24 protein-coding genes and 2 other annotated features (1 of these 26 only partly in view) are annotated in these 24,214 nt (G+C 36.8%); of the genes, 6 read left to right on the top strand and 18 right to left on the bottom strand.

The window, feature by feature from the left end; all coding sequences use genetic code 11:
• Positions 1 to 30: 30 nt before the first annotated feature.
• Complete coding sequence (locus H9650_RS05725; protein WP_191696787.1) at positions 31 to 546, bottom strand: hypothetical protein; 516 nt, start codon at positions 544 to 546, stop codon at positions 31 to 33.
• Between the two features lie 355 nt (positions 547 to 901).
• Here H9650_RS05725 and H9650_RS05720 point away from each other — a divergent pair, with 355 nt between their 5' ends.
• Complete coding sequence (locus tag H9650_RS05720; protein WP_154310463.1) at positions 902 to 1,348, top strand: general stress protein; 447 nt, start codon at positions 902 to 904, stop codon at positions 1,346 to 1,348.
• Between the two features lie 121 nt (positions 1,349 to 1,469).
• Here H9650_RS05720 and pheT read toward each other — a convergent pair whose 3' ends face one another.
• The 3 genes from pheT to H9650_RS05705 form a co-directional block, all read right to left on the bottom strand.
• Positions 1,470 to 3,881 (bottom strand): phenylalanine--tRNA ligase subunit beta, encoded by a 2,412-nt coding sequence (gene pheT / locus H9650_RS05715; RefSeq protein WP_191696786.1) that lies wholly within the window; start codon positions 3,879 to 3,881, stop codon positions 1,470 to 1,472.
• Between the two features lie 12 nt (positions 3,882 to 3,893).
• The gene (gene pheS, locus H9650_RS05710) at positions 3,894 to 4,931 is read right to left on the bottom strand and encodes a phenylalanine--tRNA ligase subunit alpha (protein WP_191696785.1); all 1,038 of its coding nucleotides are present in this window, start codon (positions 4,929 to 4,931) and stop codon (positions 3,894 to 3,896) included.
• 47 nt (positions 4,932 to 4,978) lie between these two features.
• Positions 4,979 to 5,211, bottom strand: a binding site (T-box leader).
• Between the two features lie 55 nt (positions 5,212 to 5,266).
• Positions 5,267 to 6,031: a TrmH family RNA methyltransferase gene (locus H9650_RS05705; RefSeq protein WP_191696784.1), complete on the bottom strand. Its 765-nt coding sequence runs from the start codon at positions 6,029 to 6,031 to the stop codon at positions 5,267 to 5,269.
• Positions 6,032 to 6,204: 173 nt separating this feature from the next.
• Here H9650_RS05705 and sspI point away from each other — a divergent pair, with 173 nt between their 5' ends.
• A complete protein-coding gene (sspI, locus tag H9650_RS05700) occupies positions 6,205 to 6,414 on the top strand; it encodes a small acid-soluble spore protein SspI (protein ID WP_144535479.1) in 210 nt (69 codons plus the stop codon).
• Positions 6,415 to 6,489: 75 nt separating this feature from the next.
• Here sspI and H9650_RS05695 read toward each other — a convergent pair whose 3' ends face one another.
• Positions 6,490 to 7,056 carry a DUF2441 domain-containing protein gene (locus tag H9650_RS05695; RefSeq protein ID WP_191696783.1) on the bottom strand — a complete coding sequence of 189 codons (567 nt, stop codon included), beginning with the start codon at positions 7,054 to 7,056 and terminating at the stop codon, positions 6,490 to 6,492.
• A gap of 189 nt (positions 7,057 to 7,245) precedes the next feature.
• Here H9650_RS05695 and H9650_RS05690 point away from each other — a divergent pair, with 189 nt between their 5' ends.
• Positions 7,246 to 8,640: an FAD-binding oxidoreductase gene (locus tag H9650_RS05690; protein WP_144535475.1), complete on the top strand. Its 1,395-nt coding sequence runs from the start codon at positions 7,246 to 7,248 to the stop codon at positions 8,638 to 8,640.
• Position 8,641: 1 nt separating this feature from the next.
• The gene (locus H9650_RS05685; RefSeq protein WP_191696782.1) at positions 8,642 to 9,625 is read left to right on the top strand and encodes a bile acid:sodium symporter family protein; all 984 of its coding nucleotides are present in this window, start codon (positions 8,642 to 8,644) and stop codon (positions 9,623 to 9,625) included.
• A 449-nt stretch (positions 9,626 to 10,074) separates the two neighbouring features.
• Here the strand turns inward: H9650_RS05685 and H9650_RS05680 are convergent, their stop codons facing one another.
• Both H9650_RS05680 and H9650_RS05675 read right to left on the bottom strand, forming a co-directional pair.
• Positions 10,075 to 11,385 carry a DUF4179 domain-containing protein gene (locus H9650_RS05680; RefSeq protein WP_191696781.1) on the bottom strand — a complete coding sequence of 437 codons (1,311 nt, stop codon included), beginning with the start codon at positions 11,383 to 11,385 and terminating at the stop codon, positions 10,075 to 10,077.
• Entirely contained in the window at positions 11,378 to 11,902 is a 525-nt protein-coding gene (locus H9650_RS05675) for a sigma-70 family RNA polymerase sigma factor (RefSeq protein ID WP_191696780.1), read from the bottom strand. The genes H9650_RS05680 and H9650_RS05675 overlap by 8 nt, the downstream gene beginning before the upstream one ends.
• A 369-nt stretch (positions 11,903 to 12,271) precedes the next feature.
• On the opposite strand from H9650_RS05675, the gene H9650_RS05670 reads away from it, so the two are divergent.
• Positions 12,272 to 12,556 carry a DUF4362 domain-containing protein gene (locus tag H9650_RS05670; protein ID WP_191696779.1) on the top strand — a complete coding sequence of 95 codons (285 nt, stop codon included), beginning with the start codon at positions 12,272 to 12,274 and terminating at the stop codon, positions 12,554 to 12,556.
• A 138-nt stretch (positions 12,557 to 12,694) separates the two neighbouring features.
• Here H9650_RS05670 and argF read toward each other — a convergent pair whose 3' ends face one another.
• The 4 genes from argF to H9650_RS05650 form a co-directional block, all read right to left on the bottom strand.
• Positions 12,695 to 13,660 carry an ornithine carbamoyltransferase gene (gene argF / locus H9650_RS05665; protein ID WP_154310445.1) on the bottom strand — a complete coding sequence of 322 codons (966 nt, stop codon included), beginning with the start codon at positions 13,658 to 13,660 and terminating at the stop codon, positions 12,695 to 12,697.
• 148 nt (positions 13,661 to 13,808) lie between these two features.
• The gene (locus tag H9650_RS05660) at positions 13,809 to 14,897 is read right to left on the bottom strand and encodes a M42 family metallopeptidase (protein ID WP_191696778.1); all 1,089 of its coding nucleotides are present in this window, start codon (positions 14,895 to 14,897) and stop codon (positions 13,809 to 13,811) included.
• Positions 14,898 to 15,001: 104 nt separating this feature from the next.
• A complete protein-coding gene (locus H9650_RS05655; RefSeq protein WP_191696777.1) occupies positions 15,002 to 16,915 on the bottom strand; it encodes a DUF2207 domain-containing protein in 1,914 nt (637 codons plus the stop codon).
• Positions 16,916 to 16,990: 75 nt separating this feature from the next.
• Complete coding sequence (locus H9650_RS05650; protein WP_144535461.1) at positions 16,991 to 17,476, bottom strand: dUTP diphosphatase; 486 nt, start codon at positions 17,474 to 17,476, stop codon at positions 16,991 to 16,993.
• Between the two features lie 92 nt (positions 17,477 to 17,568).
• On the opposite strand from H9650_RS05650, the gene H9650_RS05645 reads away from it, so the two are divergent.
• Entirely contained in the window at positions 17,569 to 17,952 is a 384-nt protein-coding gene (locus H9650_RS05645; RefSeq protein ID WP_144535459.1) for a sigma-w pathway protein ysdB, read from the top strand.
• A gap of 98 nt (positions 17,953 to 18,050) precedes the next feature.
• Here the strand turns inward: H9650_RS05645 and H9650_RS05640 are convergent, their stop codons facing one another.
• From H9650_RS05640 to thrS, 7 genes are all read right to left on the bottom strand, one after another.
• Positions 18,051 to 18,602: an ATP-binding protein gene (locus H9650_RS05640; RefSeq protein ID WP_225215938.1), complete on the bottom strand. Its 552-nt coding sequence runs from the start codon at positions 18,600 to 18,602 to the stop codon at positions 18,051 to 18,053.
• Positions 18,599 to 19,369, bottom strand: coding sequence for a hypothetical protein (locus H9650_RS05635; protein WP_186318035.1), 771 nt, complete (start codon positions 19,367 to 19,369; stop codon positions 18,599 to 18,601). The genes H9650_RS05640 and H9650_RS05635 overlap by 4 nt, the downstream gene beginning before the upstream one ends.
• A gap of 669 nt (positions 19,370 to 20,038) precedes the next feature.
• A complete protein-coding gene (locus H9650_RS05630; protein ID WP_144535457.1) occupies positions 20,039 to 20,323 on the bottom strand; it encodes a DUF1294 domain-containing protein in 285 nt (94 codons plus the stop codon).
• A gap of 202 nt (positions 20,324 to 20,525) precedes the next feature.
• A complete protein-coding gene (rplT, locus tag H9650_RS05625; protein ID WP_144535455.1) occupies positions 20,526 to 20,885 on the bottom strand; it encodes a 50S ribosomal protein L20 in 360 nt (119 codons plus the stop codon).
• 47 nt (positions 20,886 to 20,932) lie between these two features.
• Positions 20,933 to 21,133 carry a 50S ribosomal protein L35 gene (rpmI, locus tag H9650_RS05620; RefSeq protein WP_144535453.1) on the bottom strand — a complete coding sequence of 67 codons (201 nt, stop codon included), beginning with the start codon at positions 21,131 to 21,133 and terminating at the stop codon, positions 20,933 to 20,935.
• Positions 21,134 to 21,163: 30 nt separating this feature from the next.
• A complete protein-coding gene (gene infC, locus H9650_RS05615; RefSeq protein ID WP_186318088.1) occupies positions 21,164 to 21,685 on the bottom strand; it encodes a translation initiation factor IF-3 in 522 nt (173 codons plus the stop codon).
• A 306-nt stretch (positions 21,686 to 21,991) separates the two neighbouring features.
• The gene (gene thrS / locus H9650_RS05610) at positions 21,992 to 23,917 is read right to left on the bottom strand and encodes a threonine--tRNA ligase (RefSeq protein ID WP_144535449.1); all 1,926 of its coding nucleotides are present in this window, start codon (positions 23,915 to 23,917) and stop codon (positions 21,992 to 21,994) included.
• Positions 23,918 to 24,041: 124 nt separating this feature from the next.
• Positions 24,042 to 24,214, bottom strand: a binding site (T-box leader); it runs 52 nt beyond the window's last position.

The raw sequence follows: 24,214 nt of genomic DNA, 5'->3' as shown, positions 1-24,214 counted from the left end.
CTTAAAGAATATGTAATCTGCATCATTAATTTATAATGGTCCACCTTCAAAGCCAATCGGCCAACCATCTTTTTTCAATTTTACCTTATACTGAAATTCATGTGGACGTTCGCTATAAAAGGCTACTGTAAATCCTGAAAACAGATGATCATCAAAATTGATCATCCTTCCAAAGGATATGGTAGCTAGATAATAGTCTTCTATCTCATGAGTTGGAAAGAATATCTTCAAATAATTTAATGCACGGTTAATGTGCTGAGGCAACTGAGAGAATATTTCCCCTGCCAGTTCAATAAATTCTTCTGAAGGATCTTCTGTATCCCCTTGAACAAATATTTCTACCTCTTCCCACTCCCCAATATCTAGACTACAAAACCATTGCTTCGGAAGGAAATTATCTTCTTCACTTTCGTAGTTGCTATTAGCTAATTTCAATTTATCTGCTTCACTTTGTGTTAAAGACTTCGAAAGAATAAGCTGTTTATTCAAAATTTCTTTTATGTTGGGTATTGCTTTTATTGGCTTGCTTGGTTTAAACGAATTCATACTATCACCTCTTTGTTTTTCTAATTAAGCTATGATTATCCTGCCCTAAATTACCTTAACTGATTGTTAAATAACTATAGAGATAGAGAAGAAAATAACTAAAACAACGCAACAGGCCAGTTTAATAAAAAAGGGATGATTTAAATAATATTTTTTGATACTAGTGATCATTGCAGGGTTTAGTCACCTAATGAGGAAGGAGCAAGTTACCTCATCTTAAAGTATTTCCTATGAAATTAATGCAGTAATTTAATTATAGAATCATTTACCCAATTATGGAAAGTGGAAATATGTCTAGAAAAACTAAAGAAAGGGTAAAGAATATGTAGTTGAAGCAAACAGGAGGTAATTTTTTATGGAGAATCATGTTATTGGCGTATACGAAAACGAACAACAAGCAGCTGAAGTTGTCAAAGATTTAAAAGATAAAGGTTATACAACTGATGAAATTTCAATTATTGCTAAAAATACAAAGGAACTTTCTGAAATCACAAACGAAGTAAAACCCTCCACTAAAGATGGAGCCATTGCGGGAGCTTTAACAGGAGGAGCAATTGGCATAGCGGGAGTTATAGCAGGGTTATCTACAGTATTGATTCCCGGATTTGGCGCTGTGTTGGCTGCAGGTCCTATCATTACAACAATTGGAGGCGCAGTCGTAGGGGCCAACTCTGGTGCTGGTGGATTAAAACATGCTCTTATGGAAATCGGAGTCCCAGATGACGAAGCAGAGAGATATTCTAATGATGCTAAGGATGGGAAAGTCCTGGTATTTCTTCACCCCAAAAACCCACAAACCTGAGGGTCGATTGAATGGTCAGCTTTAACTACGGTGTTAGTTTAAGTACATCACTGTTCCCCTTCACATAGCTATAAAAAGGAGCAGCACCAATTTAAGTGCTGCTCCTCTTTCTTTTTTTCAATTATCCTCTTAGCTCTGCTCCTGCTTGTTCAGCAAGTGCTTTTAGAACTTTGTTGTGAGCATTGACTACTTCTTCGTCTGTCAGTGTTCGTTCCGGATCGAAGTATGTTAGAGAGAATGCAATTGATTTTTTTCCTGGTTCCATTTTTTCGCCTTCATATAAATCGAAGAGATGTACAGCCTTCAATAGTTTTCCGCCTGATTGCTGGATAATCGCTTGGAGCTCTCCAGCAGCTTTTTCACGTTCCACTACTAATGCAATATCCCGAGTAATAGATGGGAATTTAGAAACTGGTGCATAATATAATGTTTCTACTTCTTTAGTTAATACTTTTACTAAATTCAATTCGAACACATACGTTTCTTTTAAGTCGCGGGCTTTTTGTTCTGCTGGGTGTAATTGTCCGATAATACCTATTTCTACACCTGCTAATTGAATGGATGCAGTTCTTCCTGGATGCATACCTTCTACAACTGTACGTTCAAATGTTAAATCCGCAGTGTGTCCAAGGAGGTCCATCAAACCTCCCACAATTCCTTTAAGCACGAAGAAATCCACGCTCTTCTTCTCACCTTGCCAGCTATGCTCTACCCATTTACCAGCAATAACTCCTGCTAAATGCTCTTGCTCTTGAGGAAGACCAGATTCCGTTTCCCCTAAGAATACAGAGCCAATTTCATATAATGCAACTGTATCAGCTTGGCGAGCAGTGTTATATGTTACAGCTTCCAACAAATGTGGGATTAAGCTTTGACGTAACGTGCTGCGTTCCTCACTCATTGGCATTAATAATTCTGTCACTGGAGCAGATTCTAATGCAAACTTTTGAGCCATTTCTTTTGAAGTTAATGAATAAGTGATTGCTTGATAAAGTCCTGCACCTTCCATAAATCCTCGCACTTGGCGACGTTTTGCTTGGTAGGAAGTTAAACCACCAGGCTTCGATTCTTCCACTGGTAATGTCATTGGGATTTCATCATAGCCATACATACGAGCAATTTCTTCTACGATATCTTCTGGGATTTTGATGTCCTGGCGACGTGTCGGAGCTTTAATATACAAATATCCATTAGCTACTTGGAAATCAAACTTCAAACGAGTTAATATAGATGTCATATCTTCTAGAGAAATTTTCATTCCTAAGCGACTGTTGATGAAATCAGGAGATACGATTACCTCAGCAGGAGATTTATCTAACTTATCTACTACTACAGAACCAGCTAACACCTCTCCACCAGCAAGTTCTGCTAATAGGCTAGCTGCACGTTCAGCTGCTAAAACAACTCTGTTAGGATCAACACCTTTTTCGTAGCGGGCACTCGCGTCACTACGTAAATTATGATCTTTAGAAGATTGGCGAACTGAACTTGCTGTAAAGTACGCAGACTCGATAACAACTGTTGTCGTACCATCATGAACCTCTGAATTGGCACCACCCATAACTCCAGCAAGAGCAACTGGTTCTTTACCATTAGTAATAACTAAATGATTAGATTTAAGTGTACGCTCTTGATCATCAAGTGTAACAATTTTTTCTTCTTCATTTGCTAGGCGAACAACGATTTCCTTTGTAGCAAGGCGATCATAGTCAAATGCATGAAGTGGTTGGCCGTATTCCATTAACACGTAGTTTGTAATATCTACGACATTGTTATGAGGACGGACACCAGCTGCCATTAGACGATTTTGTAGCCATAGTGGTGATTCTTTTACTTGTACGTTTTTTACAACTTTCGCAATGTACAAAGGATTTTCTTCTATTGCATCCACACGAAGCTTTATATAGTCTTCTGCTTTTTCAATACTTTCTGTATAGGACGCTTCTGGGTATTTCATATCTTCAGAAAGAATTGCTCCTACTTCATAAGCTACTCCTAGCATACTTAGTGCGTCAGAACGGTTTGGTGTTAAACCTAGTTCTAACACTATATCGTCCAGACCTAATAACGGGAGTGCGCTTTCACCTGGTACAGCTGTTTCAGGGAGAACATAAATCCCTTCTGCATATGCTTTTGAGACAAGGCGGCCTTCTATACCTAGCTCCTGAAGAGAACAGATCATACCGTTAGATATTTCTCCACGTAGCTTTGCTTTCTTAATCTTAATGCCCCCTGGTAGCACTGCACCAGGACGAGCAACGATTACTTTCTGACCAGCGTCTACGTTAGGAGCACCACAAATGATTTGAGTGATTTCATCTCCTACGTCTACCTGACAGATGTTTAACTTATCAGCTTCCGGATGTTTCACCTTTTCTTTTACATATCCAACTACAACATTTGTCATGCCTTGAGAGCGGTCAATTACTGCATCTACCTCAATACCTGAGCGTGTGATTTTTTCTCCTAAATCCTTTGGATTCAATCCTTGTGTGTTTACATATTCTGATAACCATTTCGTCGATACTAACATGTCATTTCCTCCTTACACTTCTGTTCGGTGGAATTGCGATAAGAAACGCACATCATTTGTATAGAAATGACGAATATCTTCCACTCCATATTTCAACATTGCAATACGCTCTGGCCCCATACCAAATGCAAAACCAGAAAGCTTTTTAGAATCATAGCCAGCCATCTCAAGGACGTTAGGATGAACCATACCTGCTCCTAGTATTTCAATCCAGCCAGTCTTCTTACATACGTTACAGCCGCTACCTCCACACTTAAAGCAAGAGATATCCATCTCTACAGATGGTTCTGTAAATGGGAAGAAACTTGGACGCAAACGAATTTCGCGATCCTCTCCGAACATCTTCTTCGCGAATAAAGATAATGTACCTTTTAAATCACTCATACGGATATTCTCACCGATTACTAGACCTTCAATTTGAGTAAATTGGTGTGAATGTGTCGCATCATCATTATCACGACGATACACCTTACCAGGACAAATAATTTTAATCGGTTGACCTTCTTTTGCCTCCATTGTGCGCGCTTGTACTGGAGATGTATGCGTACGTAACAAAATATCCTCTGAAATGTAGAAGGAATCCTGCATATCACGAGCTGGATGACCTTTAGGTAAATTTAAAGCTTCGAAATTATAGTAATCCTTTTCAACCTCAGGACCTTCTGCAATTTCATAGCCCATGCTTAAAAATAGATCTTCAATCTCCTCGACAACGCGAGTAAGTGGATGATGATTCCCGGTTTTCACTGGACGACCAGGTAAAGTTACATCAATAGATTCTTTCTCTAGCTGCTCTTGAATCGCTTGCTCCTGTAATAAGGTCATACGGGCTTCTAATACATTAGTTACTTCCTCTCGTACTACATTGACAAGTGCCCCCATCTTCGGACGCTCCTCGGCTGGAAGTTTACCCATTCCCTTTAATAAATCCGTGATTGGGCCCTTTTTCCCTAAATATGCAACTCGCACGTCATTTAATTCTTTTGTGTTTTGTGAAGCTTCAATTTTTTTTAGAGCTTCTTCTTTCAACTGTTGAAGTTGTGCTTCCATTTCAAAAATCCCTCCTAATTGACAAAATAAAAAATCCTCGCCCCTATAAAAGGGACGAGGACTATTTTCGCGGTACCACCCTGATTATTGCACAAAAAAACGTGCAATCACTCAATTCGACTAACGGCTCTACACCGGCACACCTTTACAGTAAATACTGGTCCCGGTGGCAGCTAACGGGGTGAACTTCTATATGAAATCTCCATCTACGCTTCCAGTCAAGGCGTAAAATCCCTACATTCGAATTCCCATATATACTTTTCCCGATGACAGCTTTTCTTATTTATTAAATTATTATCTATTATACGGACTTTTAAACATTTCATCAAGGGCATTTATCTCAAAGTAAGTCCATAAAGAAGAATTCCCGTTGCCACTGCAACATTTAATGATTCTGCTTGACCAAACAAAGGGACAATAATATTTTGGTCGGTTTGTTCCAACAAATCCGCTTGAATACCGCTTCCTTCGTTTCCTACTATCAATGCAAACGAATCACTTTTCTCTACTTCATGGAACGGAGTAGAGTTTTCAAATGCTGTTCCATATACTTTTACATTTTTGTCTTTCAGCTGGTCCACCCAATAGCTTAATTCACCTTTTAAAATAGGTATATGAAAATGAGAGCCTTGTGCAGATCGTAGTGTTTTGGAATTATAAGCATCTGCTGATCCTTTGCCAAGAATGACTGCGTCTATTCCAGCAGCGTCGGCTGTACGAATCATCGTACCAATATTTCCAGGGTCTTGAACCGCATCAATCAATAACAGCCTTTTCCAACTTCCCTGTTCATCTAACTTAGCTGTACTTTGTTTACAATGTGCAAAAATCCCTTGAGTATGCTCTGTTTCGGCAAGCTCTTTTTTGATAACATCATTAATCTCAACGATTTCCAGATTATCAACGTCCCATGTTACAGGAATTTCACTAGTATCACTTAGCATAATAGTTAAAACATTTTCTTTTTGTTTAATTGCTTCCTCGACTAAATGATATCCTTCAATGATAAATTCTCCTGTTTTGTCTCGCTCTTTTCGAACACTAAGTAATTTCTTCCAATGTTTAACTAAGGAATTTTGTGGAGATTCAATTCGTTTCATGTTATGTACCGCCTTTTTCTTATATACCGCACAAAAAATAATACAGCATCTTTTCTTTTGTAAAAAAATTATATCACGTTAATCTATTACTTCATATTTATCTTCCACGAATTTATCAAAATCATGTATACGTGGCAAGACATTGGGAAAGATAAAGAAAAGGAGTGATGAAAATGGATTTTCAAATTCGAGAAGCAATAGCAGCAAACCTAAAAGGAAATTCCGCTACAGATATTAAAGAAGTCGTGGAAGATGCGATTAACCGAGGAGAAGAACATTTACTACCTGGTCTTGGCGTAATTTTTGAAAAATGGTGGAAAACTGCTGATGAATCGAGCAAACAAGCAATGCTAAATAATGTTTCTACTGCATTTGCTCAATAAGTTTAAGTAATTGTTCAGACCGTAGACTTAGTCTACGGTCTATTTATTAATTCAATATTAGTTCCATGACCAGAGCTAGGCAAACTTTGGTCCGTCTACTAACAGCTCAGGTAATTCACTTTTTACGTTTCCCTTCCAGTAATCTCTTGCTTGTTCAATTTTTCTTGAAAACGAGGCTCCATCCTCCTTTGGCAAAAGGCTAGCATCTCCCTCAAAGGATTTACCAAAAACTCTTAAGCTAACAAGTTGTAAAACCTGCCGATTATAGGAATTAAATATTTCCACCCATTTTAAAGCATCCTCAAAGTTTTTCGTCGCATATAAACAAGAAAGTCTAGAAGGGTAATCCGGGTATTCTTCTAATCTCACCATTTCTGCTACCGTTTCTCGTATTGCTCTAGTTGTTTGGTCAAAATATTGACGTCCTACTTCTGAATCTTCTTTAGTTAATTTCAACCCTTCATCCGTAAATTGGTTCTGAAAAATTTTTATAAAATCCTCACCTTTAGAATTTAAATGCTCTCTTTCAAAAAAGAACCTATACAAAGTATTCCTTTGATTCTCTTCAAAATTAATTATCTGTCCTACCTTCATCTTTTTCCTCGTAACAATATGATAAACAATTAGTCCATTTTCTATCATAATATTCTCCTTATTTAATAAAATATAAAACTAGTTATTTTAATTCACTAAACCACTAAATTAATTTAACTTTTGCGAAAATTATCCTTGATTTCTCCGATATACTGTATATAATTACTCTATGAGTTTGAATAATTAGAAAAGTTTCAAAAGATATTATATTTAAATTATAGCAAAGAGGCGAAGTGTATGAACATTATGGTGGAAAATATTGTAGAAGCATTGAGTGAACATCTAGAGCAAGACCAGATTTCCATCAATCAAACTATTAGAGAATTACATGGGAAAGATGAATCCTATCACTCTATAAGTTTACCAGACGTTGTCGTTTTCCCTAGAAGCGCAACAGACGTTAGTAATATTATGAAGACTGCTAGTAGACTTAAAGTTCCAGTAGTACCTTTTGGACGTGGAACAAGTTTAGAGGGTCATGTCATACCCTACGAAAATGGTATTACCATTGACTTTTCATTGATGGACAAAATTTTAGAGATAAGAGAAAACGATTTACTGGTGAAGGTCCAACCAGGTGTTACGAGAACGCAGCTTAACAAAGAATTAAAAAAATATGGCCTGTTCTTCTCTGTTGACCCTGGTGCAGATGCAACTCTTGGGGGCATGGCTGCGACTAATGCTAGCGGAACTACCACCGTCAAATATGGAGTAATGAGAGATCAAGTAAGAGATTTAGAGGTAGTGCTTGCTGATGGAACAATCATGCATACAGGTAATTTGGCAGCTAAATCTGCTTCTGGTTTTCATTTGAACGGATTATTCGTTGGATCAGAGGGCACTTTAGGATGCTTTACAGAACTAACTTTAAAGGTGTATGGCATTCCTGAATTTACAACTGCTGCTAGAGCAACCTTTCCTACGGTCAAAAATGCAGTTGAAGCTGTAACTTCAATATTACAGGCGGGTATTCCCATCGCACGTGTAGAACTTGTGGATGAGAGCTCGATTCGTCAAGTTAATCATTTTAGTGAAACTGATTATGCTGAAAAGCCTACGTTGTTTTTAGAATTCCACGGCAATGAAGCTGGACTCACTCAAGATGTCGAGTTTACCCAAGAAATTGTAAAAGACCATGGCTGTGATGATATTCAATTTGAAACAGATAATACCGCACGAACAAAGCTTTGGGATGCTAGGCATAATTTAGCTTATGCTTATATTCACGGAAACGTCGGTAAGAAAATGATGGTTACAGATGTGTGTGTTCCTATTTCAGAATTGGCCGATGCGGTTATATTTGCTCGTCAGGAGCTCGATGCTATCGGATTAACAGGAGGACTTACTGGTCATGTCGGAGACGGAAATTTTCATGCTCTGCTCATGATTGATATGAATAATCCCGAGGAGGTACTGAAGGCACAGAACTATAATGAAAAGATTGTTCTTTATGCTCTCGAACGAAAAGGAACTTGCACTGGTGAGCATGGGGTAGGTGTCGGAAAACAAAAGTATCAGGCGGCAGAACATGGCGAGGCTCTTCGAATTATGGAAAAAATTAAAGTTGCTCTCGATCCGCTAAATATTTTAAACCCAAATAAAATAGTAAAACTTGAAAGTGACGGTGGGTAATATGAAAATTTTAGAAAAAATCAGTAGCTTTGCCGGAAAGTATTTTGCCATCTGGGTTATTTTAATAGCAGTAATAGCTTTCTTAATACCAGAAGCATTCCTACCTTTTGGCGGCTATATAACTATCCTACTTGGAATAGTAATGTTTGGAATGGGACTTACGCTTAGAGCAGTTGATTTTAAACTGATCTTAACAAATCCCAAGCCAGTACTAATCGGTGTAGCAGCACAGTTTATAATCATGCCTTTAACTGCCTTTGCTATAGCTTACTTACTACAGTTACCTAGTGAACTGGCAGCTGGTTTGGTTTTACTTGGCTCTGTGCCAGGGGGAACTGCTTCTAACGTAATGGTTTACCTAGCAAAGGGAAATGTACCACTTTCAATTACGATGACTTCGTTCTCAACTCTCTTGGCGCCTTTAATGACACCGGTTCTTCTATTACTGTTAGCAGGCCAATGGATGCCGGTAAATGCCATGGACATGTTTATGTCTATTGTACAAGTAATTATTGTTCCAATCGTACTTGGATTACTCATAAAAAAATTACTACCAACAGCTGTAGAAAAAAGCGCCAATATTGTTCCATTGATCTCTGTATTAGCTATTATTATCATTGTTTCCGCAGTAGTTGCTGGTAATGTAGACAATATTGCTTCGGCTGGTCCATTAGTTTTTGTTGGGGTTTTCCTTCATAACGGAGCTGGGCTATTGCTTGGCTATTATGCTGCAAAAATGATGAAGCTATCTAAATCAGATTGTCGTGCTATTTCCATAGAAGTTGGTATGCAAAACTCTGGTTTAGGAGTTGCACTAGCAACTGCACATTTAGGTCCACTAGCCGCTCTTCCAAGTGCCTTAGGAGCCGTTTGGCATAATATTTCAGGACCAATTATAGCAACTGTTTGGTCCAAGAGCGCAGGAAAACAAGATAAGGTTGAGGTTGAGTCTATTCCTCTAGAAGGTAAGCCATCACAGATTTAAATATACACAACTAAAAGAAGAGGTTGGAACAAAACCCACCTTAGACATTTAAGAGTCCCGAAAATTTACCGAATAGTAAATTTTCGAGACTCTTTTCTATTACATAGTCGTTGTTGCCCGCTACTGCGGACGCTTTCCTGAGGACACGGGGAGAGCCTGCAGTCTACTCCCACGCGCTTGTTTCCTAGGAGGTCCCGCCTTCACTCCGAACAACTTTAATTTTCTTTGAGATTAAGAGAAAACTGTATATAATTTCAGTTATAAAAGGACATCTTTAGTTAATTTTTTACCAAAACGAAATTCATTCAGAATGAAGTATCCTTATAGTTAGTTCCATCCTCTTTCTATTTAAGTTTTTTAACTCCAAAAATCATGTTATTTGCTCTTCTTCCTATATAATCGCTCTATATTTTGATTTCCCCAACTTTTTCCTTCACTAAAAGATATGTTTATTGCTCTGGGACTTCTATTTCATACTCTTCATACATGATAGGCTTTGGATATTGGAAAGTAACTATTTGAGCCTTTTCTAGTTCACTTACTTTAAAAACTTGTTTAAAGCTATTTCCTTCAATCCTTTGCGCGAATGGAGAATCCTCAAGCACTAAACTATTCCCCTGATCATCCTCTAGCCATAATGGATTTCTAGAAAGTCTATTATCGTAAATTGAGTCACTTTGTATATCAAAATAGACAGATATCTGCTCCTCATTCGACTGAATCTCTGTAACAAGAATATCTCCGAAATCCCCTTGACTTAATGTAAAAGGATATTTTTGTCCTTTTAAAGGTATGATGACCTTCTCTAGGGCAAATTTGTCCTCCAGCATATAAGGAATAACTCGAACCTTTTTAGTTCCTTCCTTCAGTGGGCTAAAGAGATAGCTTAATTGCGTAGTAACGATGCCGTTTTCAGTATCACCGTGACCATTTTTCCCTAATGGATCCAATATATTTCCACCATCATCAACTATAAAGAATTCTATATCATATGGCTCTAAATTCGTTTCTTTCTCCTCTGACATAACATTTACGGCAAGATCTGTCCCAGCAGGACCAATTTTCAGAGAACTTATTTTGACTTCTGCTGCATCAATCATCTTCACTACTTCAGGGCGTATCACAATTACTTCATTCGATTGTTTTACATTGTATTCGAACTTCCAAGTGCCAGGTATTAGGCCAACAGCATCTATCCTCATGCTAAGCTCAAATTCTTCTGGTAGCTCCTCTGTTGGATTTATTTCTATCATCCCTTTATACTTTTGTGGAGTAATAAATTTTCCAGATGAGCTAGAACTGAAATTTATTTCTTTTCCGTTTACCTCAATAGTTGGTCTTTCCAGCTCTCCTATAGCAAACAATGATTCTTGTGTGTAACCTAATACTAGTCTTGTTCCATCATAAAAAATTTCGTTTATTGTTAAAGTAATTCCACTATCCTTTGTAGACTGGTCGATAATTTGTGTTAAACCCTTCTGTCCAGCTATTTGTAAACCTTCGTCTTGTACATCATTAAAAAATGTACCAATTAGAGGTACCTGGGAAGCAATTTTGGCCATTGCAGGAGAAACACTAGCAGTTCCTATAAACACACTCAATGCGACTGCTGCTCCCACTGCACTATAGGACACTATCTTTATCATTGATTTTTTCTTTTTGACCGGTTGGACGGTGTTTTTTATGATTGTATCTAGTTTCTCCAGTGGCACATGTATTTTATCCATTTCCTTTTTTAAATCTGGCCATTGCTTACTCATTTACACAATCCTCCTTCAATGTGTCTCGTAAAATATTAATACCTCGATGTACATTTGTTTTCACAGTTCCCTCTGGATATTCTAATATTTCCGCTATTTGTTTGATGGAAAAGTCCTGATAAAACCTTAGCACTAAAACTGTTTTATATTTTTCATCTAATTTCATGACAGCCTCCAATAAATCCATATCCTTCTCTGAAGAGACATAAGGATTTACTTTCCGCTCTATCGACTCTCGGTCCATCGGAATTACTCTATTTTTCTTTTTAATATGATCAAGTGAAGTATTTATAAGAATGCGAGTTATCCATGTTGAAAAGTATTCGTCCTCTTTTAAATTTTTGAGAGAAACGAAAGCTTTATAAACAGTTTCTTGAAAAACATCTAGGGCGTCTTCTTCATTTTTCATGTACATGAAAGCCATTTTATATAGCTTTACTTTTTCCTCATCAATTAGCTCCTGAAATGCTTTATGATTCCCCTTCTTTGCTTTTTGCACTTTCTTTATATCCGACAATTTAGTAATCCCCCTTTCTTTCTAACTGTTAGATAAAGCAAGGATGTAAAACGTTTCATTATTTTTCACTTTTATGTACGATTAATAATTTTTATTGGAAACTGTAATTCCATCATCTCTATTTTTATAAATGTAACATTCAAGAAGCGTTCCCGACTAATACTAAAAAGAGCTAAGAAATGAAAAAGAAGTTCATGCTCATTTTTGTTTTTGCAATGTTACTGATAGGATGTCAAGAAGAGGGGTCTGTCATTCAATCACAGCTACCATCGTTGCCAGATTATACACCTAGTTCAGAGGACATAGTTGATACACATGGAGACATGCAGAATTTCAATAGATTTGAGGAGTTTCTAAGCAACTTGAATAATGAACAAAGACAATATTCGTATAGTTACTTATACCACAGAAGGAGACCCTATACTTCGTGATCTAGCATACGATGGAAACGTTATTATCTCTAAATTAGATACAAGAAGAGATCATTTTGGTGCAGGTAGCTTGAAGACAACATCTTGTACCTCCTTAGTCACTGTCCAATCCAAAACGAGAACGGATTACGAGTTAGAAGGCTGCCAGGAGGAGTATGACAAGAACGTACTGGTCATCCATCACCAACAAATGGTCCTCTCTATATTTGTATCATTAAAATGAAGAAAAATAATAAAGAGTGACTCGGCGTCTCCCGAATCACTCTTCCTATGTAGCGATGTAGTCATCCTTCTAGATAAGCGACATCGCATATATATAAACTGTAGGACACACCCTGTCGTTACAGTTTATTCAATACTTTTAAGCCATTAACGAAGCAAGTACGGCTTTTTGTGCATGCAAGCGATTTTCTGCCTGTTGGAAGATATATGAGTTTGGTCCATCTATGACAGATGTGGCAACCTCCTCTTCTCGGTGGGCTGGTAAGCAATGGAGAAATATATAATCTGGCTTTGCATTGGCTACAAGCTTATCATTAATCTGATATTCCTTAAATTCCTCTAAGCGCTTAGCAGCTTCTTCCTCCTGTCCCATAGAAGTCCATACATCTGTATACACTACATCTGCATTCACTACTGCTTCTATGGGATCATTACATACAAATAATGAGCCTTCATTATCCAATGCAATAGCCTTGGCCTTTTCCATAATTTCTTTATTCGGTTCATAGCCTATCGGTGTTGCAACTGCTATGTGCATACCCATGTATGCTGCCGCTATAACTAAGGAATGTGCTACATTGTTTCCGTCTCCAACATATGCTAGCTTTAGTCCCTTCGTATAGCCCTTTACTTCCTGCACAGTAAGTATATCCGCTAATGCCTGGCAGGGATGATAAAGATCTGTCAATCCATTAATCACTGGAATACTCGCATGCTCAGCTAGCTCTCTTACCATTGTATGTGAATTGGCACGAATCATAATGCCATCTAAATAACCAGATAAAACATGAGCAGTATCATATACAGATTCTCCTCGCCCAATTTGTAAATCACGTGCATTCATGAACATACCATTACCGCCTAATTGCTTCATTCCTACTTCAAAAGAAATTCTTGTACGAGTAGAATGCTTTTCAAAAATCATCCCAAGTGTTTTACCTTCTAACAGCGGCGGGCATTTCCCTGCTTTTGTCAACGATTTTAAATTTGTGGCAAGCTCTAGCAATTCACTCACTTCCTCTTTTGAGTAATCCAAGAGAGTTAAAAGGTCTTTTCCTTTTAAGCTATCAACCATTTTCAGATTTACCCATTCCAATAGTTTCATAAATTTAATCCCCTTCTTTTCCGTATCCTTCTGTATTTTTTATTATAAATATGAATATTTATAAAGTCAAGTGGATTTATATACATTTATTTATACATAAAAAAGACTAATGAGGAATACTATTGCAACCTTCATTAGTCTTTTATAATTAGTTAAAAGTAATATTATTTACTGTATCACGGTCTAGCTTTTTAATAACTTCCACAATTAGCTTAACTGTATTCTCATAATCATCTCTATGCAGAATTCCTGCATGTGAATGAATATAACGAGTAGCGACTCCAATCGATAAACATGGTACCCCGTTTAATGAGATGTGCATGGATCCCGCATCTGTTCCACCGCCAGCAATTGTTTCGAATTGGTATGGGATATTATTTTCTTCGGCAGTATCCACTACAAAATCACGTAAGCCTTTATGTGAAACCATAGAAGCATCGAATAGAACGATTTGTGGGCCGTCTCCCATTTTACTTGTAGATTCTTTAGGTGAAATTCCAGGAGTGTCACCAGCGATACCCACATCAACTGCAAAGCCGATATCAGGGTTAATTTTTGCTGTAGACGTTTTAGCTCCACGAAGACCTACTTCTTCTTGGACGTTCCCGACACCATAAACGATATTAGGATGATCTTGACCTTGTAAATTTTTTAAGACATCAATAGCAATGGCACAGCCAATACGGTTATCCCATGCTTTTGCAAGTAATAGTTTTTCATTGTTCATAACAGAAAACTCAAAATATGGAACGACCATATCTCCTGGCATTACTCCCCATGACATTGCTTCTTCTTTAGAGGATGCACCAATATCAATGAACATTTCTTTAATATCAACTGGTTTTTTACGAGCATCTGGGCTTAGAATATGCGGTGGTTTCGAACCAATAACACCTGTAATTGTTTCTCCCTTACGTGTAACAATCGTAACACGTTGAGCTAGCATTACTTGTGACCACCAGCCTCCTACTGTTTGAAAGCTTAAAAAGCCTTTATCATCAATCTTAGATATCATAAAGCCTACTTCATCTAAATGACCAGCGACCATAATTTTTGGGCCATTGGCATCACCAACTTTTTCAGCAATCAAGCTTCCAAGATTGTCATATTCAATTTTGTCTGCATAAGGAGCGATATACTTCTCCATCACTTGACGTGGCTCACGCTCATTACCTGGTATTCCTTTTGCGTCGGTCAAATCTTTAAGCATTGTTAATGTTTCATCTAATTTCGTCATTATTTCGACCTCCTAAATATACTCATCAACTAATTATATGACAAATTGAATGCATATTCAAAATATTTATTAAAGAATCTTCAAGTTTTCTAGTGATAAAATAACTAGTCTGCACCAGCGCCTCCTCCACCGTCACCAGAGCTACCTCCACCATCAGAGGATGAAGTTGAGGAACCTGAGGAACCATCACCAGAAAATAGGGAACCCTTAGACCATCTCCATGAATCCATTACATAATTCATAGGATCTGTTTCTACTAATAACAAACCTGCCAATGGAACTGTGGCCATTTCAAGAGGGAAAGTTTGTTGTCTTCTTTTAAACAAATACGCTCGAATAGCCCAGCTTTCTTCAGAATATAAAGGAACATTCTCTTTTTTACGCTTTCTCAGTGCTCTTTTAAAAGTTCTTATAGAATCTTTCGCTCTGACCGCATTCATAGATAAAATATTCCTTGGAACAGCAATATATAAAACAATGAAAGCAACCAATAAATTAAAGGTTTGATTGAACAGTTGTTCATCTACCAGTTGTGCGCTTGCAAAAAACATGAATGCTATATATAAAAATAGCCATAGTTTAGACTTTTTCTTTACCCATAGTATTACAATATACACCAAGGAAACACCTATAATCCATGCTATCCCCCAACTGCTTCTTAAGTCTACAAAATAGGCAATAGAGAATAGTATAGCCAGTATAATGGTCGCCATACTTAAAATAGTAAGTGGTATCTTATCATTAAAAGCTCCAGCTTCTTTCATCTCGGATTCAACTGCCGATTCCCATTTTTTTTGCTTTTCTTTAAAATCTCTTTTTCGATGAACAAAATAGTCATTTTGACTTTTCTCTTCTCTAGCCGCGCCAGCTATATCATGCAAATTAAATTTTGATTTAATCGATCCTTTTCTTGATGAGAATAACCAATTTATCATTATATTTTCAAAATCAGCCTTAGCGATGCTTCGATCGACCAACTGAAACTCAAGTGTCTCTTTTGGTGATTTGGGATCATTCTTGAAACGTACCGCTGCCTTTCCTTTCATAACTTTTAATGCTCCATTTTCTACTAATGAAAATAAACCTGCCAAAAAGCTTTTTCGACTGGTGTTACCTACGGAGTCCACAAAAAAAAGATATAAAACATCCGTATCTAGGATATCTCTTTCAGATCCCCTTCTCCAAAAATGTCTCTGTGGCAATAAGATTATGAATAATAATGCAGTCACTAGCAACCCAATAATTATTTTGGGAATGAGATTCTTTATTTCTCCCATCCCCTCTAATCGATTGTACGTCTCGTCAAATGTTTGTTGTTCTATAGCAAAAGCATCACTTAACGTTTGAGATGACTTAATCTTCGACATCCCTGTCATCACTGAAGATGGAAAGTAAAAACTAGTCTTGGTTGTAGAATACGCCTCTGATTTAGGAGTCACAAACCTAACCCCATATTGATTTTTCTCACGTTTTACCGCATGCCGATCAAACATAATACCATCAAAACGATCAGGATTCATTGGTTGCGGAAGGATAAAATCAATTGTAACATTCTCATAGGTTTGATCATGAGCGTTCCCATCAAAGTAAGTCACTTTTAGCTCGCTATAATTTTCATAAGACTTTACTGCATCCTTTAGTGTATAAGCATAAAAAAAGGATACCTTTTCATTTGATTTATCAATAATCGTACGAAAATAGTCATTTTCATAGGATACACTTAATGGAATCATCGATTCTTCTCCTACAAAACCTGGCTCCATATCTAGACTTTTAAGCTCATAGGAATAGAAATTTACTACCCTATCATCGTATGTATCAGGAAATTCTCTATATAGATTGGTAAAGGCCCCATCAAAATTATAAGTAAATACCTCATTAACTAATAAATCGCCGTTTGGTTGTATCCAAGATTTAATGTGTACTTTGTCAATGCTGAATGATTTTGCTTCTGCCACCGAACCAAAGGAAAGAAAAGCGATCACTAAAGATACCAAGAAATATAATAACTTTTTCATAAAGCACCTCCCATACCAATATTATCAAGATACATATCGTACGGAAAATACTTAAAAAAGTTTCACATTTAAAACTTAATAGCCATTTTTCTGTCTTTCATAATTGGTTTCATTTTTGGATATATAGGCATTCAGCACTTCTTCACTGGAGAAACCAAGTTTTTCTGCTATAGCCCCATACATAATCCATACTTTTTCATATCGATTTTCTGATGGATTAGTAAGAAAATCTAATATAGCTGAATTTGTCATAAGAAAAATCTCAGTTATTTCTTGTTTCAGATTAGATTGTGGCCAAACCTCTAGATAATCCAGTTTTTTTTCTATACCTAATGATAATAAAAAATGAATAGAATCTACGTATTCTTCTAAGATTACCTCTCTCTCAGACGCTCCTTTATTGCTCCAAAATTTAAAGCATCTTGTTTCATTAGCCAATTCTGCTAATTCTACGATTAATGCTAAACCTTTTCTTTGAAATACATCCTCATTTACTTTCATATTTGTTTCAATATAGCTGTCTAATTCTCGTTGCATTTTAAAAAGTTTTTGTAAATTCATATTTTCCTCCAAAAAATTTAATTTATTTTGAAACCAAACTACTTCTTATATCGTATAGCAATTATCATGTATTTTACAAGGAGGACATTTTAATGGTCCATATTTTAAGATTACTAATAATTGCATTAATCATATATTTATTTTATAAAATTTTGCGATACTTATTTGATCCTAAACGAAAGCTAGACGAAGCCTATGAAAAAGATCAGTATTATTACTATGATGATATTAAAAACGTTCGTAAAAACTTCTTTATCACTTACAAGGGCGCAATGTTTGAAGGTGAAAAATATCTTGGTACTACCGAACAGGCTTTTGAGGTAGTATCTATTTTCATTTGGATTAAAGATCCTTCTAAGCTTCAAGGATTCACAAAAGAGGATTTCTATTTCCTCCAAAAAGAAATACTAATGAATTACCCTGACGCTACAATTAATTGGAAGAGTCCAATCGAGCAGCTGATGAAGGAAGAGTAATAATTATAAGGAAGAGCTCTCGAAATAATTTCATTCGAGAGCTCTTCCTTATAGAATTTATAGGAATTGTAATAGGATGCATTAATAGAAGGTGATACTCATTTTAATTGTGCAAGTTTAACTATTTCTCCTACTATAATCTGCACATCCTGTTGTTTTTTAATCACAAACAAATAATCTGCCTCTTCTTTTGTTGGTTCAACTACTTCTGCTAGATTTTGTCGAATAAGTACTTCATCAAAATTAGAAGCAGTTCTTAAAATCGATGTACTGCGCTCGCTAGCCGTAACTCTATCCTTTAATATTTCTTCAGGTATATCAAAATATACAACCACTGTCTTAAAACCAGAACTCTTATAATACTCTAAAAACCTAGTTCTACCATTAATATTTCTATTGGAGTTACACAAAATAAGATGGCAATCCGACTCTTTAACGGCATAATCGACAATCATTTGTGTAAGCCCATATTTCAACTTATTGCTAGCCGTCTTTGGTAATAAGTTTATGTAATGAGTAGCTAAAAACTCCGCATGATTGTCCTGATCAATTATCACTGAATTTGCTAAATGTTTTTCTAATAGTTTGGCGAATGTTGTTTTACCACTATGTGTCTTTCCGACAGTCATTATAACGATTCTGTTTTTCATAAGGTTGCCTTGTTGCTAAGGGTTATAAATAAGTTCTCTACATTAAAAAAAGTGCTCAAAGGTTCTTTTCTTCCCGTTTCATACCATTGCTTGTATTGTTTAAATACTTCTATTGGGTTATTATTATTTTGCTCTTCCACCAAATGCTTAACGGTTAAAAAGCTTCGAGAATAATCATACATAATACTGGATAACTCATTAATATAGGAACTAGTTCCAAATTCATCTATACTTCTAGTGCCGTATTGATCCTTATAATATGCTACAATTGCTAATTCAACATTAGTGATTATTTCAAAATCTTCAGGGTTCAATAAATTTTTCCTAGCTATGTAGTCACACATTCCTTCTTCAAACCAAATACTATCTCGTTCCTCATCAAACTCATCGGGAAACAAATCTAAATGGTGAACCATTTCGTGACCAGCTATCGTTAAGACGCCTTCGTCCTTAAAATGTTGATAGAAATCTTTTATCAAATCATTCTCTACATCTCCGTATATTTTCATGAAAAAATTTCTCCATTCACCAATGTCTGGTGTCATATAGATTAGATTTCGATTTGTATAAGCTGGAATTGGAATGTCCGAAAAGGTACTAGTAGCTAAATCTACTGGAGTCCAGACGAATCCTTTAGGCGGTTCATTTAATTCATATTCTTCCTCTAGTAAGGCTTTAAAGTCTTTTAATCTAACTTTAAAGGACTCTATTATTTCTAAGTATTTAACAGCCTCATATGGTGTTTCAAAAGCGTATATATGTTTCATATGTCATTCCTCCCTTTCTTCTCTATTTATTATATAATAAAAAATAAAGTGAAAAGTAAGAAATTAATATAAAACGTACAACTACCTATAACTGCTCCGCCCCTTAAAATGTAAAGTTCTATATCTCCATTTTGCCTTACCTTACAATTTTTATTACTACACTCATATGATTGTAGCGACAGGCGGCGACTCCTGTGGGATGAGTGAGACAGATAAGACATCACAAACGACGCATAAGCGGCGGTGATGGCTTATCGCTCACCCCACGGAAAGCGCCCGCCGAAAGCGAAAATCTATCCTTTAACTGTCATAGTTTAGGGCGCAGTTCAAGGTTCTTCTTAAAGCTCTTTTTCAACTATTACCTTCATTTTTTACACTCAAAAGAATATTCACTTGTTAGGTTACTATGAATATCGAGGATGGGCGTCCCGCCAATTTCAAGACAGCCATTGTTAGCTAAATTTATTTCCTTTGTATTAAAATAACTAGATGAGATTGTTAAAAAAAGGAGACCTACTATAGCTATTCCTAAAAGAAATACCACTTGTAAAAAGTACTTATTCTTAGTCATTTTCGAAAACCTCATTTCAATTATATATGGCTATATTACTTATACCACTATACGAATGTAATTATTTCGTATCAATCTAAAGATTCTTCTAAATTAAATTAGAATACTAGAGGACTATTATCCGTTAACAACCAAACAATTAGAAATATATACAAAATTAGTAACATGAGAAAGCCTACACGAAAATTGGTATGCTTTGTTTTGTGATGAAAAAGCTGCATCCCTAAATATGCACCAATTCCACCTCCAAAGATGGCAAAAGTCCATAAAGTTTTTTCAGGAACCCTTTGTCCTTTTTTCTTTGCTTGTGATTTGTCATAGCCCATCAAAAAGAACGCTGAGACCGACATTAACAAGATAAAAATGAGAATTACATTTACCATAATTGTCCCTCCTCTAAAAAAACGTAAGTGCCTTTACCTGCCTCCAACAAGTAACTGAAGAATAGCGTAGAGGCAGCTCCTCACTGCAGCTAGACATAACGAAATGCGCAAAAGCCTATATTCACCCCAGGTAGCAAATGGGGGAAAGCATTAGATTGTAAAAAAAAGGCTGATAGAAAATCTATCAGCCTTTTCATCTAACTTATTTGTTGATTGCTTTTTTTGCTGCATCAGCAAGTTGTGTAAATGCAGCTGCATCAGTTACAGCTAAATCAGCTAACATTTTACGGTTAACTTCGATTTCAGCTAATTTTAATCCGTGCATTAAACGGCTGTAAGAAAGTCCGTTCATACGAGCTGCCGCATTGATACGTGTGATCCATAATTTACGGAAATCACGTTTCTTTTGACGACGGTCACGGTATGCATACATTAATGATTTCATAACCTGTTGGTTTGCTACTTTATATAATGTATGTTTAGAACCGTAATAACCTTTAGCTAATTTTAATACCTTTTTACGACGCTTGCGCGTCACTGTTCCGCCTTTTACGCGTGGCATGTTCATTACCTCCTGCTATTCTTTCGAATAATTTGATTTCGTTTAAATTATTTCATGTAAGTAAGTAAAGTTTTGATACGTTTGTAATCGCCTGAAGAAACTACTTTAGTTTTACGTAATTTACGTTTAGCTTTAGTAGATTTGTTAGCGAATAAGTGGCTTCCAAAAGCACGGTCATGTTTTAATTTACCTGTACCCGTTTTTTTGAAACGCTTTGCAGCTCCACGGTGAGTTTTCATTTTCGGCATGTCGAATTCCTCCTAAACAATTGTACTCTATTACTGTTTTTCGTTCTTAGGTGCAAGCACTAAGAACATGCTGCGTCCATCCATTTTCGGTTTTGACTCGATAGTGGATACTTCCGCACAAGCTTCTGCAAATCTATCTAAAACTCGTTGTCCGATCTCTTTATGAGTAATGGCACGACCTTTAAAGCGAATAGATGCTTTCACTTTGTCTCCTTTTTCAAGGAACTTGATCGCATTTTTCAATTTCGTTTGGAAATCGTGTTCATCGATTGTTGGGCTCAAGCGAACCTCTTTCATTACGATGATCTTTTGATTTTTACGAACTTCACGATCTTTCTTTTGCTGCTCAAATTTGAATTTACCATAGTCCATGATACGAGCGACTGGTGGCTTGGCTTGAGGAGCCACAAGGACAAGATCCAAATTTACACGACCTGCTATTTCAAGTGCTTCGTTACGTGTTTTTAAACCTAATTGATCACCATTTTGATCAATAACGCGTAGTTCGCGTGCTCGAATGCCATCGTTCACATACATGTCTTTGCTAATAATGATCCACCTCCAGATAGTGTCGCGAATACATGGTTTGGGCATAAATTCCGTAGAAACGAATCAGTTACGCCGTTTTCGATCCAATAAAAAAGCGAGCAGACATTTGTTATGTCTGCCCGCCGATATGAGAAATATGTAGCAACTACATATTACAGTCGATCGTGTGCTTACCAGTCAACAACCTAACGTGTCGAACAGGTGAGAAGCGGGCAGCCTCTTCTTATACCACAAACTTGTATTCAATAACCTTAATAACTATACCATCTGTAACAATAGTTGTCAACAAGATTATTCAATAATTATTAATTAGTGTTTTACTTCTTCTTGGATTCTAGTTAAGAACTCATCGAAAGGTATGCTTTCAGAGTTTTGTTCTCCGTATTTACGTACGTTAACGTTCCCAGCCTCTAACTCTTTATCGCCTAAAACAAGCATGTACGGGATTTTTTGCATTTGCGCTTCACGAATTTTGTAACCAAGCTTCTCTTCACGGTCGTCCATTTCTACACGGAATCCAGCAGCAACCAATTGCTCTTCAATTTGCTTCGCATAATCGAAATGCACTTCATTGGAAACTGGTATAAGCTCAACTTGCACTGGAGCCAACCAAGTTGGGAAAGCACCTTTGTATTCTTCAATCAGGAATGCGACAAAACGTTCCATAGTTGAAACGACTCCACGGTGAATAACAACCGGACGATGAGGTTTACCGTCTTCTCCTACATATGTTAAGTCGAAACGCTCAGGTAACAAGAAGTCTAATTGAACTGTAGACAAAGTCTCTTCCTTACCAATCGCAGTTTTTACTTGTACATCTAATTTAGGGCCATAGAATGCTGCCTCGTCTTCAGCTTCGATATAATCTAAACCTAACTCATCCATTGCTTCTTTTAGCATGCTTTGAGCTTTTTCCCACATTTCATCATCATCAAAGTATTTTTCTTTGTTGTTTGGATCTCTGTAAGATAAACGGAAAGAATAATCATTTAAGTCAAAGTCTTTGTAAACAGAGATGATTAGTTCTACAACCTTTTGGAATTCAGTTTTGATTTGATCTGGACGTACAAAAAGGTGAGCATCATTTAAAGTCATCCCGCGAACACGTTGAAGTCCCGATACAGCTCCCGACATTTCGTAACGATGCATAGTACCGAGCTCAGCAATGCGTAATGGGAGGTTGCGGTATGAATGCATGCCATTTTTGAAAATCATCATATGATGCGGACAGTTCATCGGACGCAATACTAATGTTTCGTTATCCATTTCCATTGGTGGGAACATAGAATCTTGATAGTGCTCCCAATGGCCTGAAGTTTCATAAAGATCTTTAGAACCCAGCACAGGTGTGTATACATGTTTATAGCCGAGCTTCAGCTCTTTATCCACGATATAACGCTCGATTACACGTCGAATAGTTGCTCCATTCGGTAACCAAAGAGGTAAACCTTGTCCTACCTTCAATGAGTTAGTGAAAAGTTCGAGTTCTTTACCAATTTTACGGTGATCACGCTCTTTTGCTTCTTCCAACATTTTCAAATGAGCTTGAAGGTCTTCTTTTTTGAAGAAGGCAGTTCCGTAAATACGTTGAAGCATCTTGTTGTCACTGTTACCTCTCCAATAAGCACCTGCTATGCTTAATAGCTTGAATTCCTTTAACTTGCCTGTAGATGGTACATGGACTCCACGACAAAGGTCAAAGAATTCACCTTGCTCATAAATAGAAACCTGTTCACCAGCAGGAATTGCTTCTAAAAGCTCTACTTTATACTCATCATCTTTAAATTTGTCAAAAGCTGCTTCACGAGAAACATCGTGGCGAATAATTTCGATATTTTCATTAATGATTTTTTTCATTTCTTTTTCGATCAATGGTAGGTCATCTGCTGTTATTGGCTCTGGAGAATCTATATCATAGTAGAATCCACTTTCAATAACTGGACCAATACCTAATTTAACATCCTTGAAAAGACGTTTAACTGCTTGTGCCAATAAATGCGCAGAACTGTGACGAAGAATTTCTAATGCCTCATCTGATTCCGGAGTGATGATTGCAATCTCCCCATCCTCTGTAATAGGTGTTTTTAGATCAATCAGCTTACCACTTAATTTACCTGCTAAAGCTTTTTTACGTAGCCCAGGGCTAATAGATTGAGCTATTTCTTCTGTAGTTGTAGATGAAGGAAACTCTTTTACTGCTCCATCTGGGAATTGTAATTTAATAACATCTGCCATTTTGAACACTCCTTAATTGTTTTAGATTAAATGTTGGCTTCAAAACTGTTCTTTCCTTGAACAGATAAGCCTGTTCAGGTAATACGATTATTTATTTTAGACAAAATAAAAAACCCCATCCCGGTAAAGGGACGAGGTTTAAATCGTGGTTCCACCCTTCTTCTATCTATACAAGTATAGACGAAGCTCTGCATCGGCTAACGGGCCGGTAACCGGCAACTGCTACTTCAATTTCACAGCTACTGCTCGGAGGTGGTAAATCGATTGTCGATACTTAAGAAGCTTCCAGCCAAGGCT

Source organism: Psychrobacillus faecigallinarum, from assembly GCF_014836595.1.
Taxonomy (GTDB): Bacteria; Bacillota; Bacilli; order Bacillales_A; family Planococcaceae; genus Psychrobacillus; species Psychrobacillus faecigallinarum.
This window is presented reverse-complemented; position numbering and strand designations above follow the sequence as displayed.